This window comes from Mucilaginibacter sp. (genome assembly GCF_028288225.1).
Classification (GTDB): Bacteria; Bacteroidota; Bacteroidia; order Sphingobacteriales; family Sphingobacteriaceae; genus Mucilaginibacter.
The window spans coordinates 1-20,326 of record NZ_JAQBOC010000008.1 but is presented as its reverse complement, the minus strand read 5'-3'; the positions used below and the strand labels follow the sequence as shown (position 1 = coordinate 20,326).

Annotated in this window: 8 protein-coding genes; all 8 read left to right on the top strand. The window is 40.4% G+C overall.

Going from position 1 to position 20,326, the window contains the following annotated elements:
• Positions 1 to 31 precede the first annotated feature (31 nt).
• Positions 32 to 2,428, top strand: a complete 2,397-nt coding sequence (locus JWQ54_RS02490; protein WP_299579684.1) for an ABC transporter permease — start codon at positions 32 to 34, stop codon at positions 2,426 to 2,428.
• 124 nt (positions 2,429 to 2,552) lie between these two features.
• A complete protein-coding gene (locus JWQ54_RS02485) occupies positions 2,553 to 4,904 on the top strand; it encodes an ABC transporter permease (RefSeq protein ID WP_299579681.1) in 2,352 nt (783 codons plus the stop codon).
• 128 nt (positions 4,905 to 5,032) lie between these two features.
• On the top strand, positions 5,033 to 7,405 hold the full coding sequence (locus tag JWQ54_RS02480) for an ABC transporter permease (RefSeq protein ID WP_299579678.1): 2,373 nt from the start codon (positions 5,033 to 5,035) through the stop codon (positions 7,403 to 7,405).
• A 113-nt stretch (positions 7,406 to 7,518) separates the two neighbouring features.
• Positions 7,519 to 9,903: an ABC transporter permease gene (locus JWQ54_RS02475; protein WP_299579675.1), complete on the top strand. Its 2,385-nt coding sequence runs from the start codon at positions 7,519 to 7,521 to the stop codon at positions 9,901 to 9,903.
• Positions 9,904 to 10,027: 124 nt separating this feature from the next.
• Positions 10,028 to 12,451, top strand: coding sequence for an ABC transporter permease (locus tag JWQ54_RS02470; protein ID WP_299579672.1), 2,424 nt, complete (start codon positions 10,028 to 10,030; stop codon positions 12,449 to 12,451).
• Between the two features lie 265 nt (positions 12,452 to 12,716).
• Positions 12,717 to 15,089 (top strand): ABC transporter permease, encoded by a 2,373-nt coding sequence (locus JWQ54_RS02465; protein ID WP_299579669.1) that lies wholly within the window; start codon positions 12,717 to 12,719, stop codon positions 15,087 to 15,089.
• Between the two features lie 80 nt (positions 15,090 to 15,169).
• The gene (locus JWQ54_RS02460) at positions 15,170 to 17,539 is read left to right on the top strand and encodes an ABC transporter permease (protein ID WP_299579666.1); all 2,370 of its coding nucleotides are present in this window, start codon (positions 15,170 to 15,172) and stop codon (positions 17,537 to 17,539) included.
• 86 nt (positions 17,540 to 17,625) lie between these two features.
• The gene (locus JWQ54_RS02455; RefSeq protein WP_299579663.1) at positions 17,626 to 20,007 is read left to right on the top strand and encodes an ABC transporter permease; all 2,382 of its coding nucleotides are present in this window, start codon (positions 17,626 to 17,628) and stop codon (positions 20,005 to 20,007) included.
• The last annotated feature ends 319 nt before the right edge of the window (positions 20,008 to 20,326 follow it).

Genomic DNA, 20,326 nt, shown 5'->3' with positions numbered 1-20,326 from the left:
AGCATCAATTATGAACTAATAAACCAAGAATATGATACTCAACTACATAAAAATCGCGTGGCGAAACCTGGTTAAACAACGGTTGTTTAGCCTGATAAATATAATCGGGTTGGCCGTCGGCCTTGCAGTTTGTATGATGATAATGATGTATGTGGCGCACGAAATCAGTTATGATCGGTTTCACGCTAATGCGGATAGGATATATAGCCCTCGGATGGAATTTAAAACAGGTGGCGTTACAATGAATTTAGCCCACACCAGCTATGCCGCCGCCGCTATTATTATGCAGCGCCAGCCCGTTGTTAAAGATTTTATGCGTACCATGGCTTATTTTAAACCGGTAGTAGCCAGCAGCTCCGAAAAACCTGATTTAAAATATTCGGAAAAGAAACTATTATTTGCCGATGAAAATTTCTTTAGCTTTTTCTCATTTAAGCTAAAATCTGGTAATGCCCTCAATGTGCTTGATAAGCCATTTACCATTGTATTATCTGAAGATATGGCCAAAAAATATTTTGGCGATGAAAACCCAATCGGCAAAATTATCACATTAAAAACAGATAGTGCTTTTGCCTACCAGGTTACTGGTGTAGCTGAAAATACCCCATCGAATTCTTCTATCGAGTTCAACTTTGTGACGTCTAATTTAAGCCTGCTTCAAATGAAAGAGGCAACCTTGTATACCGGAGAAAAGAAACAAATTAGCTTTGGTAATTTTGACAATTATGTGCTGCTAAATCATGCGTCCGACACCGCGACGCTAAGGCGCAGCCTGGACGTAATGGCGAAACAGGAAAAGACGTTTGACAATGCACATTATTCACTAATCGCATTGGGCGATTCACACCTTAAAAGCAATTTCGGCGACTCATCAAACACAAAATACCTGAAAATATTCCCTCTCGTTGCCATATTGATATTGCTGCTGGCGCTGGTTAATTACATGAGCCTTTCAACTGCCCGCGCAACACTTCGGGCTAAAGAAGTTGGCGTGCGAAAAGTAGCAGGCGCAAGCAGGAAAACCATCGCTGCTCAATTTTACATAGAGTCAGCAATGTTTGCAACCATATCGTTCGCGCTGGGCTATTTATTATGTTACGCTTTTAAACCCTGGTTTTTAAATGTGCTTCAGCTTAAAATTGATGACACCTTTTTATACAGCCCGACGGTATTAATATCATTGTTTGCATTGTTGCTATTAACAATCTTAATAGCAGGCAGTTACCCATCTTTGGTTCTATCGGCATTTAAACCTGTTGCAACGCTGAAAGGCAAAATGGGCAAAAGTACCGGTGGCATTGTGGTACGAAAGGTATTCACCACGTTACAATTTTCCATATCAGTAGGCCTTATTATTTGCGGAATTGTTATCGACCGCCAGCTTTACTTTTTCAGGCACGCCGATACAGGCGTTAACCGCGAAAATGTGGTAATGATACCGGTTCATAACACTTTTGGCACAAATTACCCGGCATTTAAACAGGATATACAGGCATTAAGCGGCGTTGAGATCGCCGCCACTTCGCACTATGCAATGTTCAGCGGGTACGATATGAATTCATTCACCGGTAAAACTAAAGACGAAAATATCATGGTTTCATCATTGTTAGCTGACGACCAGTATATAAAGACGTTAGGCTTAAAGTGGAAATATGCACCGGCTCCCGGCCAAAAGCTCGCTGGTATGGGCCAACTGGTAATAAATGAGGCCGCTATTGAAAAACTTCACCTGCCTGCTAATCCTATCGGCAGCTACGTTCAGTCGGGCGATCAAAAAATGAAAGTTATCGGCGTATTGAAGAATTTTAACTTCAGCTCGCTGCAGTCAGAAATATCGGCTATGGTTCTTTATATCGCTCCTGGTAATATGCCATTTTTTTCGAGGGATGGTTGCAACTTGTTTGCCAGGATAAAGCCACATACCAACCTACCAACTTTGCTAAACAAAATGCAGGCTATCTATAAAAAATATGATAAGGATACGCCATTCAATTACACTTTTATGGATGATGCCTTTAATGCGCAATACAAAGCCGAAGACCGCCTTGCTTCTATATTTGGCGTATTTACGTATATCACCATAATTCTTGCCACACTTGGTTTATTTGGTTTAGCAGCCTTCACCATCGAACAACGTACCAAGGAAATCGGCATCCGCAAAGTATTGGGTGCCAGCCTGGCATCACTCAACACTTTACTATCGCGCGATTTTTTAGCGCTGGTGATATTGTCGATTGTAATTGCTTCGCCAATAGCCTGGTGGGCCATGCACAGTTGGCTGCAAGGGTTTGCCTACCGGATAACCATCTCATGGTGGATGTTTGCAGTGGCGGGCTTCGCAGCAATTTTAACAGCTCTTATAACAGTGAGCTACCATGCAATAAAAGCGGGGATTGCTAACCCTGTGGATAGTTTGCGTTCGGAATAATTATTGATTAGGGTATAAAATTGCAATCAATAAAATAGAAACCAACAAAAAGTACCCTGCAACACATTGAATAGTTTTAGTGTCTATATAAAAAACCCGTTAATTGAAATTAAATCATATCGTTATGATAAAAAATTATATAAAAATAGCATGGCGTAACCTTGTGCGAAACAAAGGTTTTGCCATTACTAACCTGCTTGGTTTAACAATTGGTATTACCTGCACTATCTTTATTTTTTTATGGGTGAACGATGAGCTTACTTACGATAAGTTTAACACCAATTACAAAACCATTTACCAGGTAATTGCCAACCGTGATTTTAAGAACAACATATTTACGGATAACAATATGGTGTTCCCGCTGGCAAAATCATTGGAGACCGGCTATCCGCAAATAAAAAATGCGGTAATGTCATCCTATGCATCGCCGCAGCAGTTTGTTTATGGTGCCACAAAACTTAAAAAGCAATTGGCCTTTGTTGGTGGCCGCTACTTTGATATGTTTACCTGTAAATTTATTAAGGGCAACCCTTCAACTGCGCTCTCCGAGCCAAACAGCCTTGTTTTAACCGAATCAGCAGCCAAATCTTTTTTTGGCAATGCCGACCCTATCAATAAAGTGCTTAAAGCCGATGGCCGGTTAATGAAGGTAACAGCCATTATTGCCGATATGCCCGGCAACTCCACCCGCCAGTTCGATTGCCTTACCGGCTATAATTATTCAGATCCACAGGTTCAGGGCGCAATGAAAGAATGGCAAAATTCCTCATACATGGTTTATATCCAAACGACACCTAATCCTGATATCGCTCAATTAGAAAAATCCATCAACAAAGTAATGTTTGATCATAACCATGATAAGATCAGCACTTATTTTACGGTGGCAATGAACAGGTGGCACTTATACAGCGATTATAAAGACGGCAAAAACACTGGCGGACAGATTGAATACGTACGGTTATTTACCATTATAGCCATTATAATATTGCTTATTGCCTGTGTAAACTTCATGAACCTGTCCACAGCGCGCTCAGAGAAAAGGGCTAAAGAAGTTGGGATCAGGAAAACACTCGGCTCCGGTAAAAAACAACTGGTACTGCAATTCTTTTTTGAATCGATGATGTTGTCATTGGCAGCTTTTGTTTTTGCTGTTGTATCAGTGTATTTATTAATGCCTTCGTTTAACTCATTGGTAAATAAGCAATTGTACTTAGACCTCTCCGATCCTTTTTTCTGGATAGGATCATTAATAATTATTCTGTTTACTGGTATTATGGCAGGCAGCTACCCCGCATTATACCTGTCGTCATTTAACCCGGTTAAGGTATTGAAAGGCACTTTTGCAGCCGGTAAAAGCGCGGTATTGCCGAGGCGGATCCTGGTTGTAGGCCAATTTGTGATCTCCATTTTCCTGATAGCGGCAACGCTTATTATATACAAGCAGATCCAGCATGTTAAGGATAGAAACCTGGGTTATAACACCGATAACCTAATTATGATGCCGTCAACCCAGGCCGCTGATAAAAACTATGTGGCCATTAAAAATGATATGTTAAAATCCGGGTTGATAAAGGAAGTCACCCGCACTTCATCACCTATTACGGATATCTGGTGGAGATCGCCGTCTCCTTCATGGCGGGGAATGCCAACTGATGCCAAAATTATATTTTCAGGCATCCAAACTGATGTTGATTTTACCAAAACAATGGGTATTAAACTGCTGCAAGGCCGGGATTTTTCAGGTACGCCTTCTGATTCTGTCTCTATGATGTTAAATAAAGCAGCCATAGACGCTATGAAAGTTAAGAACCCGGTTGGTATGCAAATGAGTTACGGACCTAAAAAATATACCGTAATAGGTGTTATTGATAATGTGGTTATGACCTCGCCTTACGCCCCGGTTGATCCATTGATGGTATATTATAGCGACCGCGGCTCTTCATATATCACCACACGATTAAATGAAGGTGTACAACCTCAAAAAGCAATTGAGTTGTTTAAGCAGCTCTATGCGAGCTACAGCCCAGCAGATATTTTTGAATACCAGTTTGTTGACCAGGAGTTCGGGAAGAAGTTTGTAAGCGAAGAGCTGATCAGTCATCTCACTAATATTTTTGCAGGCCTGGCAATCTTTATCTGCTGTATCGGGCTTGCAGGTTTAGCATCATTTACTATTGAAAAACGATTCCGCGAAATAGGGATCCGTAAGGTATTAGGCGCCAATGTTAAACAATTATTGATGCTGATAGCAACAGAGTTTTTAAGGCTGGTATTAGTGGCCTTTGTGATATCAGTACCACTAACGTGGTGGATGATGCACAACTGGCTGCAAAAATATGCTTACCATATTGATATCAATTTCTGGATGTTTGGCGCGGTCGGTGCACTTATTTTATTGCTTACAATGATTGTTGTAAGCCTTAATACATTAAGTGCTGCAATGGCTAACCCGGTTAAGAGCCTGCGTTCCGAGTGAGGTTAGTCATTGGTCATTAAGTCATTTGTTTTTAGGCGGATGACTAGACTAAAATATCCAATGACACAATTACAGCTTTAAAATACCAGTGACTAATGACAGCGAAGCGAATGACAGATAACTAAAACATGATACAGAATTATATTAAAACCATGTGGCGCAGCCTGGCAAAGAACCGGGGCTACAGCTTTTTAAATATTGGCGGACTGGCTATTGGGATAGCCTGTGCTTCGCTTATTTTTTTATGGGTTGAGGACGAAGTTAATTTTGATTCAGTAAATACAAAGAAAGAAAGGCTTTACATAGTAAAGGAAAACCAAAAATACGATACTTATGTATTTACACATTCTTCTACGCCGGGCTTAATGGGTCCGTCCATGAAATCAGAACTTCCTGGCGTTGCAAACACAGCCAGGGCAACTGAAGGCAGTACTTCATTGCTTTTTTCAAGGGGGGATAAGTCTGTTTTTGCTTCAGGCAAATATGCAGATCCGGCTATCTTTAACATGTTTACCCTGCCATTTGTACAAGGTAATGCTGCATCGGCATTTTCACAGGTGCATTCGCTTGTTATTACTGAAAAAACTGCCAGGAAATTTTTTGGAAGCGATAAGGATGTTTTGGGTAAAAGTATAAGGGTTGATAATAAGCAGGATTATATAGTGTCTGGCATTATTAAAGATTTTCCTGCTAATTCCTCATTGCAGGTTGAGTGGTTTATGCCTTATCAAATTTATTATGATCAAAATCCATGGCTAAAAGAATGGGGGAATCAATCTGCACTTACTTATGTTGAATTAAAACAAGGAGTTGATCCGGAAACCGTAAATAAGCAGCTTTATGGTTATATTCAAAAACGTGTGCCCACAGCTATTGGGCATGCATTTTTGTTTGCCATGAACGACTGGCACCTATATGATGATTTTAAGGATGGTAAGAAAACCGGTGGTGGTCAAATTGAATACGTTCACCTGTTTACCATAATCGCCTGGATCATCCTTTTCATTGCCTGTATCAATTTCATGAACCTGGCAACAGCCCGCAGCGAAAAACGAGCCCGCGAAGTTGGGGTTCGCAAAGTACTGGGTGCCGGCAAAAAATTGCTGGTCTTTCAATTTATTGGGGAGGCCATATTTATGGCCTTTATCTCCGCAATTTTTGCGGTAATGATTGTAGCTCTTGTATTGCCTGCCTTCAATACACTGGTTCAAAAACAGCTTGTGCCGGGCTTTAACAACCCTTATCACATTATTGGCCTATTGTTTATAGCTATAACCTGCGGACTTATTGCAGGCAGCTATCCATCATTATATCTTTCGTCATTCAACCCGGTATCCGTATTAAAAGGAATAAAGCTGAAGGATAGCGGTGCCTCCTATATCCGTAAGGGTTTAGTGGTTTTACAGTTTACCGCATCAATTGTACTGATCATTAGCACCATTATTGTTTACCAGCAGATCCAGCATGTTAAAGACAGAAAATTGGGCTTTGATAAAGATAACCTTGTAGAAATGGACCTGCAAGGTGATATGGCCAAAAACTTCAATCCGATAAAACAGGAATTTTTAAACACTGGTTACGTATCAGACGTGGCCCTTGCCGACCATGCTATTATTTATAACGGCAACAACACCTCGGGACTTACCTGGGCAAGCAAGCCTGCGGGCTCAAAGGTGTTAGTATCACAACGTTATGTAACTCCTGAATTTATGGAAACTTCGGGTTTGAAAGTATTGGAAGGGCGGAATCTTACAATGGCTGATACAAACATGCCTTTAAAAATGGTTATAACAGAGTCCATGGCTAAATTAATGGGTAAGGGCAGTGCTATCGGCAAAACTGTACATGGTGAAGGCGATACAACATCAGCTACTGTTATTGGTGTTGTAAATGATTATGTATATGGCAATATGTATGGTAAGCCCGATCCGGTAATGTTTTGGAGTGTGCCACCGCTACATGCAACTATTATGTATGTGCGCTTGAAATCGCAAAAAAATGTTGAAAAATCGCTGGCGAGCCTGCAGGCAGTATTAAAAAAATACAACCCCGTTTACCCTTTTGATTACCGTTTTGTTGACGACCAGTTTAACCAGATGTTTTTATCAGAAATGCTGGTTAGTAAATTATCCCGGGTATTTGCGTCACTGGCAATCATTATTTCATGCCTGGGCCTGTTCGGATTAGCAGCTTACACAGCCGAACGCCGTACCAAAGAGATCGGTATCCGTAAAGTACTGGGTGCAAGTGTTCCTGGTCTGGCGCGCTTACTTTCAATGGAGTTTTTACAGCTGGTGATCCTGTCATGCCTGGTTGCCTTCCCGGTTGCTTACTGGGCGATGCATAACTGGCTTAAGACGTATCAATACCGGATTACAATAAATTGGTGGGTATTTGCAATAGCGGGGATTGCAGCGGTGATAATAGCTGTGGTTACAATTAGCTTTCAATCAATTAAAGCAGCGATGATGAACCCGGTTAAGAGCCTTAGAAGTGAGTAGGCAGTGGGCAGTAGCAGTTTGCAGTTGATAAATAAAACTATCGAAGCGTCAGGTAATGACTAATGATCCAATGACAGCGTAGCGAATGACAGAATGACTAATGACCAGATAAAATGATAAAGAACTATATTAAAATTGCATTCAGAAATCTTTGGAGGCATAAAAGCTTTTCGTTTATAAATATAATAGGCCTTGCTGTTGGTATGACAGCCTGCTTCCTGATATTTATGTATGTGCGGTTTGAACTAAGCTATGATAAGTTTAACCAAAATTTCGGCCAGATCTACAGGCTTAATACAGATATTAAGTCGCCAAATGAAGTATTACACTGGTCGAGCGCATCGCCGCCGATGGGTCCGGCTCTGCAAGCAGATTTTCCTGAGGTAAAAGTCAACGCAAGGGTGTTCGGCGCCAGCTTCCTCGTTGAAAACAATAACGAAAAATTCCAGGAAAATAACATCAGCTTTACCGATCCGGCGATTTTTAAAATATTCACATTCCCATTTATACACGGCAATCCTGAAACAGCATTAAAAGATCCTTTTAGCGCGGTGATTACCGAAACTATGGCTAAAAAGTATTTTGGAAGTACTGATGCTGTAGGTAAAATACTGCGGTTAAACGCCAAACAGCCGGTCTCAGTTACGGGTGTACTTAAGGACGTCCCTCTTAACTCTCACTTTAGCTTTGATATGCTTATATCAGCTTCAACAATGGAAAAGATGAAGCTGATAGATATGACCGAGTGGGGTAATTTCAGCAATTTTACCTATTTGCTAATTCCAAATGCAAATGCTGCAGCTAACCTTAAATCAAAGCTTACCGGATTTTTAATAAAGCATATCAGCGAAGACAAGCGTAAAAAAGGCTATAACTATGAACTGTTTGTTGAGCCGTTGAAAGAAGTTTATATGGATACATTCAGGGGAGCGCCTGTAAATGGTAATATGAGTAACGTGTATACGTTTTCAATAATTGCCATATTTATCTTGCTTATCGCTTGTATAAACTTTGTAAACCTTACCACTGCCAGGGCAACCGAAAGGGCAAAAGAAGTAGGCATCCGTAAAGTCGTAGGCGCCGGAAAAGATCAGCTTACTACACAGTTTCTAGGGGAATCTGTCATTATTTGTTTGATCTCATTTCTCTTCTCTGTTGTACTAAGTATGCTGTTACTACCCTTGTTTAATCAACTGGCCGGCAAGATAATTAGCCATAATATTATTGAACATGGTTACATTTTTATCTTGTTTGCCATATCACTTGCAATTGGATTTATTGCCGGTATTTATCCTGCGCTGGTACTCACTAATTTCAGTATCACATCGGTGCTCAAAGGGAAATTCAGCACATCGGTAAAGGGAATTTTTTTACGTAAGGGGCTTGTGATAGTGCAGTTTACCATCTCAATAGTGCTTATTGTAGGTACCATTATTGTTTACAACCAGTTGAATTACATGCGCAATCAATCGCTTGGTTTTCAAAAAGATCAAATGATGATTGTCGATTTTAACGGCGACTCGGTTGTTCAAAGCATGAGTGAAACTTTAAAAAACGAGCTGAAACAAGTGAATGGCGTAGTTTCAGTATCAGGCTCAGGTACAACCCCCGGAAATGGTAACAGTGTAGCTTATTCGGAAGTTGAAAGTCGTTCAGGTAGCTTGTTGTCAATGAATATGAATCTGTATGATGTCGACTTTGATTTTATGCCGCAATATGGAATGAAGATGATCGCAGGGCGTGCCTTTTCAAAAGAATTTGCTACCGATACTACACAGTCATTTGTAGTAAACGAAACGACTGCAAAAAACCTGGGCTATGCATCACCAAAAGATGCAATTGGAAAAAAGTTTAACCAATGGGGCCGTAAGGGACAAATTATTGGTGTTGTGCAGGACTTTCACTTCGAATCGTTACAGCAAAATGTAAAACCATTAAACCTGCGCATAAACCCCAGGAATATAAATGTGTTTACACTTAAAATAAAGGGCGGCAATATTCCGAATACAATAGCTTCGGTGGAAAGCAAATGGAAGGTGCTGGCTCCTCAACGGCCATTTACTTATTACTTTTTAAATCAGAATTTCAATAAACAGTATGCAACAGAAGACAGGTTTGGCAAGCTGTTTATGTATTTTGCCGTGCTTGCTATCATGATCTCATGCCTTGGCTTGTTAGGCCTTGCATCATACAGTACGCTGCAGCGCACCCGCGAAATTGGTATAAGAAAAGTGCTGGGTGCAAGTGTGTCCGGGATTGTAAACATGCTTTCACAAGAGTTTATGCTGCTGGTAGGCATCGCAGCAATAATTGCATTCCCGCTGGCCTGGTTTGGCATGCATAGCTGGCTAAAAGATTTTGCGTACAAAGTAAATATCGGCTGGTGGGTATTTGCAGTAGCCGGCATACTGGCAATGATGATTGCTGTTACAACAGTAAGCTTCCAGGCTATCAAAGCAGCACTGGCAAATCCAGTTAAAAGTTTAAGGAGCGAATAGGGTTAAATGGTGAATTAATTGTATGAATTATAATTAATTAATGTAATACAGGTGCAACCTATTAAGTTAACAGGTCGTCTTATTTATAGACTGTAAACTAACAGTTCGCCTAAAACAAACCGCCATGATAAAAAACTATATTAAAACCGCGTTTCGAGGCCTGATGAAAAATAAAGGCTTCACCTTTATTAATGTATTTGGGCTTGCTTTAGGCCTGGCTACCTGCCTGCTTATTGTGTTTTATGTATTTGATGAATTAAGCTTCGACAGATTCAACACCAAAGCCGACAGGATCTACAGGGTAAATAATGAGATTAAATTTGGCGGTACGGAAAACTCTTACGCTGTGTGTCCGGCCCCGGCAGCAGCAGCCTTAAAAGCCGACTTCGCCGAAATTGAGCAGGTAGTTAGGTTTAGAGACAGAGGCGGTAACCAGGTAAAGAAGGGCAACAAGAACATCGTTGAAGACAGAATGGTTTACGCTGATAATTCCATCTTCAGTGTTTTTACATTACCTATGATAAGCGGCAGTACGCAAAATGCCTTAACCGAGCCCCATACGGTTGTTATAACCGAAAGGATGGCTAAAAAATACTTCGACAGGACAAATGTTGTAGGACAGACGTTAACCTTTAATGATACATCACTTTATAAAGTAACTGCAGTTATAAAAGATCTTCCCAAACAATCACATTTCAATTTCGACTTTTTTATATCGATGCCTACCATTGATGAAAGCAAGGAGGATGTTTGGTTCAGTAATAACTTCAATACCTATATTCTGTTTAAAGAAGGCGTTGATATTAAAAAATTCGCAACAAAACTTCCTGCATTTATGCACAAACACGCCGGGCCGCAGATGCAAAGTATCATCCATTTAACCTTTGATAAATTTGAACAAAGCGGCAATTATTTCAGGTTCGCACTTATTCCACTGAAAGATATCCACCTGCGTTCAGGCAGCATAGCCGAATTGAGCGCCAATGGCGATATAAAAACTGTTTATATATTCTCAGCTGTTGCTATATTTATTTTACTGATCGCCTGCGTTAATTTCATGAACCTTTCTACCGCCCGTTCATCAAACCGGGCGCGTGAGGTTGGGGTGCGTAAGGTATTAGGTTCTCCGCGTAAATATTTGATCGCCCAGTTTTTAACTGAATCTATCCTTGTAACCTTATTTGCCACATTGATAGCATTACTTGCCGCCTGGTTGTTTTTACCTCAGTTTAATAAAATGTCGGGCAAGGAATTGGTTATTACAGGGCAGATCCTGTCATGGCTGTTGCCAACACTATTGTTAATAATTATTATAATTGGCTGTCTTGCTGGTTCATACCCTGCTTTATATCTTTCGGCTTTTCAACCCATTGAAGTTTTAAAAGGAAAAATTGCTGCAGGCTTCAAAGGCGGTATTTTCCGCAACTTCCTGGTTGTTTTCCAGTTTGCAATTTCTATCTTCCTGATCATCGGCACCCTGGTTATATACAACCAGCTAAAATATATCCAGAGTAAAGATCTTGGTTACAACCGCGATCATGTGATGATCGTACGTAATGTATGGTCGCTTGGCAATTCGGCAAAATCATTTAAACATGAAGTTCAGGGCCTGGCAGGTGTGCAAAATGCCTCTCTTTCCGGTGCATTGCCAACCGGCGGATATGGTAACAGCTCAACTATGTTCAAAGATCCTGTCATTGATCAAAAGCGTGCTCTCCTTGCACAGATCTGGCCGGTTGACGAAGATTATTTACCAACGCTCGGGATAAAATTAGTCGCCGGGAGGAATTTCTCGAAAGATGTGCTTACAGATACTGCTGCACTTGTGATAAATGAAGCAGCAGCCAAAATGCTTAATTTTTCAAACCCTATTGACCAGCCGCTTTATGCCCCGAATGATAACCTGGTTAAAACCCTGAAGAAATATCGCATTATCGGGGTTATGAAAAACTTTAATTTCAGATCATTAAAAGATAATATAACCCCGTTGATTTTTACAATGAATGAAGACAGGGGAGCTGTGAGCGTACGCATCAGGTCGACTAATATTCCGGCAATAATCCAGCAAATAAAAAACAAATACAACTCCTTTTCTCCAACCCAGGAGTTTAATTATTCATTTATGGATGAGGATTTTGATGCCATTTACCGGGCCGAACAACGGATTGGTACAATTTCTATTGCATTTACTTCGCTTGCCATCGTAATTGCCTGTTTGGGCCTTTTCGGCCTGGCCGCTTATGCAGCAGAACAGCGCACCAAAGAAATTGGGATCCGTAAAGTTTTGGGTGCAAATATTTCAACTATAGTAGGTATGCTTTCCAAAGATTTTATTTTGCTGGTGCTTTTAGCTATTGTGCTGGCAACACCGCTGGCCTGGTGGGCCATGCATAGCTGGCTGCAGGGGTTTGCCTACCGTCAGAGTATTCAATGGTGGGTATTGGTACTTGCCGGCGGTGGCGCAATACTTATTGCTTTTGTTACCATCAGCTTTCAATCAGTTAAAGCTGCTATTATGAACCCGGTTAAGAGTCTTAGAAGTGAGTAGGCAGTAGCAGTTTGCAGTTTAAAAGCTTCGGACATGAATCACCAACTGTGAACTTCAAAGCACTTATGACTAATGAATCAATGACTAACTACAATGACCCGGTTAAAAGCCTGAAAAGTGAGTAAGAAGGGGTGAAAGCTTGAAGGTCATAGGCGAAAGGTATTAACATTGTGGAATTTTTAGGGAATATTTTAATCTGCGTGCAACGTAGTGACCGAATTGCTGGTCTTTTAGAAAAAAGTAAAAAACATCATTTAACCCTTATATGCTTAAAAACTACTTAAAAATCACCTGGAGAAATTTGCTTAGGCATAAGGCATTTTCTTTTATCAATATTTTAGGGCTGGCCATTGGTATGGCGAGCTCGGCCCTAATATTATTGTGGATCCAAAACGAAGTAAGCTATGACCAGTTTCATGAAAAGAAAGACAGGTTATACGAGGTTTATAACCGCTCTGTTTTTGATGGAAAGCTTTGGTGTTGGGGTACCACACCAAAAGTGATGGGAAAAGCATTAAAGCAAGGCTACCCGCAAATTGAAGAAACAGCAAGAACCACCAGCAACAAATTTTTATTTACTGTGGGCGATAAACGCCTGACCGTTCCGGGTAATTTTACTGATCCCGGGTTTTTAACCATGTTCAGTTTTCCGCTAATCAGTGGGAATGCGCACACAGCGCTAAATAATATACATGATATTGTTATTACTCAAAAACTATCAAAAAAACTTTTTGGTGATGCTAATGCAATGGGTAAAACCGTGAAAATTGATAGTAATGCCTATTTTACTGTAACCGGGGTTTTAAAAGACCTGCCAAATAACACAAGGTTTGAGTTTGAGTATTTGCTGCCATGGTCATACATGAAAAAAATTGGGTGGGATGATGAATATTGGGGAAATAACTCCGTACAAACCTGGGTTTTATTAAAGAAAGGCGTTACAGAGGCACAAGCTGATGCCGCTATTGTTAATGTAACAAAATCTCATTCAGACACTAAAGATATCTCGCAATTTTTGCATCCATTAAGTAAGTGGAGGCTTTATTCTAAATTTGATGATAAAGGAAAAGTATCAGGCGGTAGAATAGAAACCATCAGGATCTTTTCAATAATTGCTGCTTTTATTCTGCTGATTGCCTGCATCAATTTCATGAACCTGAGCACAGCACGAAGTGAGAAACGCGCACGCGAGGTAGGCATCCGCAAAGTGGTCGGGGCTTTAAGAAATTCACTGATCTGCCAGTTTTTAGGCGAATCTGTATTGATAGCTTTTATAGCAGGGGTTATAGCATTGATTGCTGTTCAATTAAGTATTTCAGGCTTTAATACCTTAACTGATAAACAATTATTTGTCCCTTATGGCAATCCATATTTCTGGCTGATTTTCCTTGGGTTTATATTATTCACAGGGATCATATCAGGAAGTTATCCGGCGTTATATTTGTCATCCTTTAAACCGGTTAGCGTGTTAAAGGGTACCCTGAAAGCGGCTAATGCATTAATTACACCCCGTAAACTACTGGTAGTTATCCAGTTTACATTTGCTGTAGTGCTTATTGTGTGTACTATAATTATCAGGCAGCAACTAAAATATGCACAAGACAGGGATTCAGGTTATAAAAAGGATAACCTGGTTTACGTAATGATGACCGGAAGTGTACAAAAAAATTATGTCGCCATTAAAAGTGAGTTAATTAATAGCGGAGCAGCAACTGCCGTAACTAAAACCAGCGCCCCAATTACCCAGGGCTGGAGTGACAGCTGGGGCTATAATTGGAATGGAAGGACGGCCGGAGGAGAAAAAATTGATTTTAATATTTTTAATACAGATGGCGACTTTGTTAAAACAATGGGACTTAAAGTTATATCCGGCCGGGATATCGACATTATAAATTATCCATCCGATTCATCTGCAATGCTGTTGAATGAAGCCTCGGTTAAAATCATGGGCTTTAAAAATCCTGTAGGCCAGGTAGTAAGGAACGGTGAGGGTAAAGATGCCCAGCTGTGGCATGTAGTGGGCGTGGTTAAGGATTTTATATTACAATCACCTTATGAACCGGTAAAGCATATGCTGATTCAGGGGCCTAAAGCATGGTTTAATGTCATTCATTTTAAATTAAATAATGCGCATAACACTGCAGAGAATTTAAAACGTGCAGAACAGGTATTTAAAAAATATAACCCTGATTACCCATTTGAATATAATTTTGTTGACCAGGAGTATGCACGCAAGTTTGGTGATGAACAACGGATAGGCACACTGGCCAGCCTTTTTGCCGGACTTACAATAGTTATATCATGCCTTGGCTTGTTTGGTCTTGCAGCTTATATGGCACAAAATCGCATCAAGGAAATTGGTGTGCGTAAGGTTTTAGGTGCATCAGTTGCCGGCGTTACTACAATGCTGTCTAAAGATTTTTTAAAACTGGTAATGCTCTCTTTTTTAATTGCCACGCCAATATCCTGGTGGGCAATGCATAAATGGCTGCAGGGGTATTCATACCGCATTTCAATAAGTGTATGGGTGTTTGTAATTGCAGCATTTATAACAGTCTTGATATCAGTTATTACAGTAAGCTTCCAGGCAATAAAGGCAGCTTTAGCAAACCCTGTTAAGAGCCTGCGTTCGGAATAATCATTGATCATTAGTCATTAGTGACTGATGCAAACCAATGACTAATGACAGCACAGCGAAATGACTAATGACCAACAACAATGATAAAAAACTATTTAAAAATCGCGTGGCGAAATTTGTGGAGAAACAAATTCTTTTCAACCATTAATATCCTGGGCCTGGCGCTTGGGATGGCTTGCAGCGTTCTCATTATTCTGTGGGTACAAAATGAACTGAGTGTTGACTCATTTCACAAAAACAGCGACAGGCTATACGCTGTTATTGAGCGCCAGTATTACGATCATAAAATTATGGGACAATATTCTGTCCCGGGTGTGCTGGCTGATGAAATGAAGAAGACATTGCCGCAAGTTGAGTATGCTGTACAGATGGCATGGAATAACCAGAATACCTTCCAGGTGGGAACCAAGATCCTGAAACTGGAAGGCACATCAGCAAGCGCCGATTTTTTTAAAATGTTCAGCTACCCGCTGATCCAGGGAAATGCACAAACTGCGTTAAACTCTCCGGTCAGCATAGCTTTATCCCGCAAAATGGCAGTTGATTTTTTTGGCAGTCCGCAGGAAGCGATTGGTAAAACCATCCGTTATGAAAATAAAAAGGATTTTAAAGTAACAGCGGTTTTTGAAGATCTGCCTCATAATGTCTCAAACAAGTTCGAATTTTTAATCAACTGGGATAACTTTTTAGAGGAAAATAAATGGGCAAAAGATTGGGGCAACAACGGCCCTGTTGCTTATATAATGCTGCGTGCCGGTGCTAATGCCGCATTATTTGACAAAAAAATAGCTCACTTTTTAGATACCTACGATAAAGACCAAAGTGCGGCTTTCCGCGAACAATTAGGAATTCAAAAATTTGAAGACGTTTACCTTCATAATAATTTTAAGAATGGAAAACCTGAAGACGGCAAAATTGAATATGTACACTTATTCAGTATCCTCGCTGTATTTATCCTCGTAATTGCCTGTATCAACTTCATGAATTTAACCACGGCCCGGTCTGTTAAAAGGGCGCGCGAAATAGGGGTTAGGAAAGTAGTAGGAGCAGTGCGTTCGGTTTTGATAAGGCAGTTTGTAGGCGAGGCCATTTTACTTACTTGCTTCGCTGCAATTATAGCCCTGGTAATAGTAATGCTGTTGTTACCGGTATTTAATTCAGTTACGCAAAAGCAAATCGAATTTCCTTTTGGTCAGGTTAAATTTTGGCTGGGCCTTGTAGGCTTAACTGTTATAACCGGTCTATTATCAGGAAGCTATCCAGCGCTATTTCTATCATCATTTAACCCGGTTAAAGTGCTTAAAGGTGCCGTGAAGTTAACCACAGGTGCAGCCTGGTTTCGTAAAGGACTGGTGGTGGTTCAGTTTATGTTATCAGTTGTGCTCATTATCGGTACAATAGTTATTTCCAAGCAAGTTAATTATATCCAGACAAAAAATTTAGGCTATGACCGTGAAAACCTGATCTACATCCCATTAGAGGGTGACCTTACCGCTAAGTATAAAGTATTTAAAGATGAGGCCTTAAATATGCCCGGGATTCAGCAGGTTACCAGGATCTCTGATGCGCCAACCAATTTTGGCAGCACCACCAGCGGTGTTAAATGGAATGGCAAAGACCCTAATGTAAACGTAATGTTTACACAGGTATCAACCGGCTATGATTTTGTAAAAACCATGAAGCTTAAACTGGTTAGCGGGAGGGACTTTTCAAGAGATTTTGCAACTGATTCCGTAGGTTATATAATTAATGAAACATCTTTAAAACGAATTGGTTATACCAATCCTATCGGTAAGCCATTTACCATGTGGGGTAAAAAAGGCACCATTGTAGGTGTATTAAAAGATTTTCATTTTAATTCGCTACACGATCCTATTTTGCCGCTGATCATTCGTTTTGGTGAGGAAACAAACTATGGTATGGCGTTGATCCGCACCAAACCCGGTCAAACCAAACAGGCACTGGCATCCGCCGAAAAGCTTTGCAGGGAGCTAAACCCCAATTTTCAATTCAGCTATTATTTTGCCGATGCTGAATACCAGAAGCAATATATCAGCGAGCAGGTTGTAGGCAAACTTTCAAATGCCTTTGCTTTTTTAGCTATATTTATTTCGTGCCTTGGCTTACTTGGATTAGCCATGTTTACTGCCGAACAGCGAATAAAGGAAATAGGCATCCGTAAAGTATTGGGTGCAAGCGTAGGCTCCTTATTTACATTACTATCAAAAGAGTTCCTGGTATTGGTTTTAATAGCTTTGTGTATAGCATCGCCTTTAGCATGGCTAGCTATGCATAAATGGTTGCAAGGTTACAGCTACCGAACCAGTATTGATTGGTGGGTATTTGTACTATCGGGCTTTATTGCAATACTGATTGCTTTGGCCACAGTAAGCTTTCAATCTGTAAAAGCTGCGCTAATGAACCCGGTTAAGAGCCTTAGGAGTGAGTGAGATCAAGTTAGCAGTTGTGAGTAGGCAGTTGGCAGTAAAAACGCCGGCAAATTCTAATGAACAAGTGAACCAATGAACCAAATATCATGATAAAGAATTATTTTAAAATTGCTTGGAGAAATCTAAAGAAAAACAGGCTTTATGCCTTTGTAAATATTACCGGCTTAACAGTTGGGATTGTAAGCTGTTTATTAATCGGCGTATACATTAAAAACGAATTGGGATATGATCGTTTTAATGAAAATGCCGACAGGATAGTTAGGGTAACAATGGATTACGGCCATGGCGAGGCGCCGCAAAAAGTAGCAGTTACCGGTACAAAGGTTGGGCCACAGTTTAAAAGAACTTTTCCGGCAGTAGCAGATTTTGTACGATTAGAGAAACGCGGTGGTGTTATAACCTACAATAATCAGGTGTTTGAAGAGAACAGCATCCTTTATGCAGATCCGTCTTTTTTTAAAATATTCTCGTTTAAACTTGTTAGCGGGGATGCTTCTGCAATAAGCTCACCCGATAAGATAATTGTTACCGAAACAACGGCCAAAAAATATTTTAACACAGAAAACCCAATAGGGAAGATGTTAAAAATTGGCGATCAGAATTTTATGGTATCAGGTGTTACTATGAATGCACCTGAAAATTCACAGGTAAAATTTGATTTTATTGTATCATTTAATAATCTGAATGCTTCCAAAACTGAAAAATGGTGGGAAGCCAATTACATTACTTATTTGTTATTAAAGGATAAAAACCAAATTGATCCTTTACAAAAACAGGTAACTGCTTATATGAGTTCAGTCACCAAAAATGAGCTTAAAATGGCAGGCAACCAATACTTAACCTATCACTTGGAGCCATTAACAAGCGTGCATTTGCATTCAAACCTGCCCAGCTCTTTAGAGCCAAATGGCAGTATAACCTATATCTACATAATGGTCATAGTGGCTGTACTGATATTGATAATTGCCTGTGTAAACTACGTAAACCTTTCGATAGCACAATCTGCCGGGCGCGGCGCCGAAATTGGCATCCGTAAGGTTATGGGCGCTGCAAAAAGCCAGCTCTTCAGGCAGTTTATAGGTGAGTCGCTTTTCGTTACGGCTATCGGCGTAATATTGGCTATTGGCCTGGCTTTTATATTGCTGCCATCATTCAATCAGATCTCGGGTAAACAGTTGCAATTTAACGCACTGCTTGATCCTGTTATACTGGGCAGCTTGATATTGCTGGGTATTACAATCGGCTTTGCAGCAGGGGCTTATCCTGCTTTATTGTTATCAAGTGTTAAGCTGGCAAAGATCTTAAAATCCGGTTTTTCATTTACTTCGGGACAGGGAGTGCGCAAATCATTAATTGTGTTCCAGTTTATCATTTCTATATTCCTTATCATTACAACGGTGGTTATATTACAACAACTGTCATACATCAGGAATAAGGATATTGGGTACAACAAAAGCAACGTGGTGGTTTTGCCTGTAAACTGGAAAATGCTGGCCAAAGTTGAAGGCTTAAAAAAAGCCATTAGTAATGTTCCTGGTGTTGAAGGTGTTGCAGCAGCAAATAATGAACCTATAAATGTGCAATGGGGCGATGGAATAACTACTGCCGATGGAAAGGATATTTCTGTAAATGCACTACCTATGGACGAGGATTTTATAAAAACAATGCAGCTAAAAATAGTTGCAGGGAGTGATTATAATCAAACCGATGTTTTACAGACAGATACCACCAACCAGGGCAAAAACTTTCATTACTCATTTATGCTAAATGAGGCAGCTGCCAGGCAATTAGGCTGGACACCGGAACAAGCTATTGGAAAGGAAATTTCAAAAGGAGTAACCGGGACGATCAAAGCGGTGGTTAAAGATTTCAACTTCAAATCATTTCATGATCCTATTGGGCCTTTGCTGATATTTTTAGACCATGACCAAACACAGGCATTATTTGTACGCATAAATGAAAAAAACACCACATCAGCTATCCAAAACTTTGAAAAGATCTGGAAAGACCGCGTGCCTGAAAGACCTTTCTCCTATAAATTTTTAGATGATGACTATGATGCCATGTATCGCAGCGAACAGCGTACGGCAGGCGTATTTACCACGTTTTCGGCATTGGCAATATTGCTGGCATGCCTTGGCCTGTTTGCTGTTACCGCTTATGCCGTTGTACAGCGCACAAAAGAAATAGGCATAAGGAAAGTGTTGGGTGCAACTGTTTCCAGTATTATAGTCCTGATTTCAAAAGATTTTTTAGGGTTAATTATTATAGCTACCGTAATTGCATCGCCCATAGCCTGGTACATGGCGCACTCATGGCTGCAGGATTTTGCTTATAGAGTAAGTATTCACTGGTGGATCTTTATTGCAGCCGGGGCTGCTTCACTACTGGTTGCAGCGGTTACGGTAAGTATCCAGGCTATAAAGGCAGCATTGGCAAACCCGGTTAAGAGTTTGAAAAGCGAGTAGTAAAAAAAAGTTTGCAGTTTTAAGTGGGCAGTTGGCGGGAGGTGCCAGTAACTGCCCACTTTTGTTTTGAGCTATCTCCAAAGTACTGCAACTACCAGTGCGATATATCGTTTGATTATCAGCTATTTGCTGATCTGTTAAAAGTAAATTAGCTGATAATGAGCATGTTTCATAGCGTTCCGGGTGTTCCGTTTGACCTTCCCTAAAATAAGTTGACAGTTTTTAAATACAATTATAGAAGGTTTATGTTAAAGAAAACGTTGTTGTTTCTTTGTCGTGTTGGAATGTGGGAAACTCCTTCAGTTTTCCATATTTCAAC

Coding starts and splice junctions, on each gene's coding strand:
- JWQ54_RS02490 (WP_299579684.1), top strand. CDS start 32: ATGATACTCAACTACATAAAAATCGCGTGGCGAAACCTGGTTAAACAA.
- JWQ54_RS02485 (WP_299579681.1), top strand. CDS start 2,553: ATGATAAAAAATTATATAAAAATAGCATGGCGTAACCTTGTGCGAAAC.
- JWQ54_RS02480 (WP_299579678.1), top strand. CDS start 5,033: ATGATACAGAATTATATTAAAACCATGTGGCGCAGCCTGGCAAAGAAC.
- JWQ54_RS02475 (WP_299579675.1), top strand. CDS start 7,519: ATGATAAAGAACTATATTAAAATTGCATTCAGAAATCTTTGGAGGCAT.
- JWQ54_RS02470 (WP_299579672.1), top strand. CDS start 10,028: ATGATAAAAAACTATATTAAAACCGCGTTTCGAGGCCTGATGAAAAAT.
- JWQ54_RS02465 (WP_299579669.1), top strand. CDS start 12,717: ATGCTTAAAAACTACTTAAAAATCACCTGGAGAAATTTGCTTAGGCAT.
- JWQ54_RS02460 (WP_299579666.1), top strand. CDS start 15,170: ATGATAAAAAACTATTTAAAAATCGCGTGGCGAAATTTGTGGAGAAAC.
- JWQ54_RS02455 (WP_299579663.1), top strand. CDS start 17,626: ATGATAAAGAATTATTTTAAAATTGCTTGGAGAAATCTAAAGAAAAAC.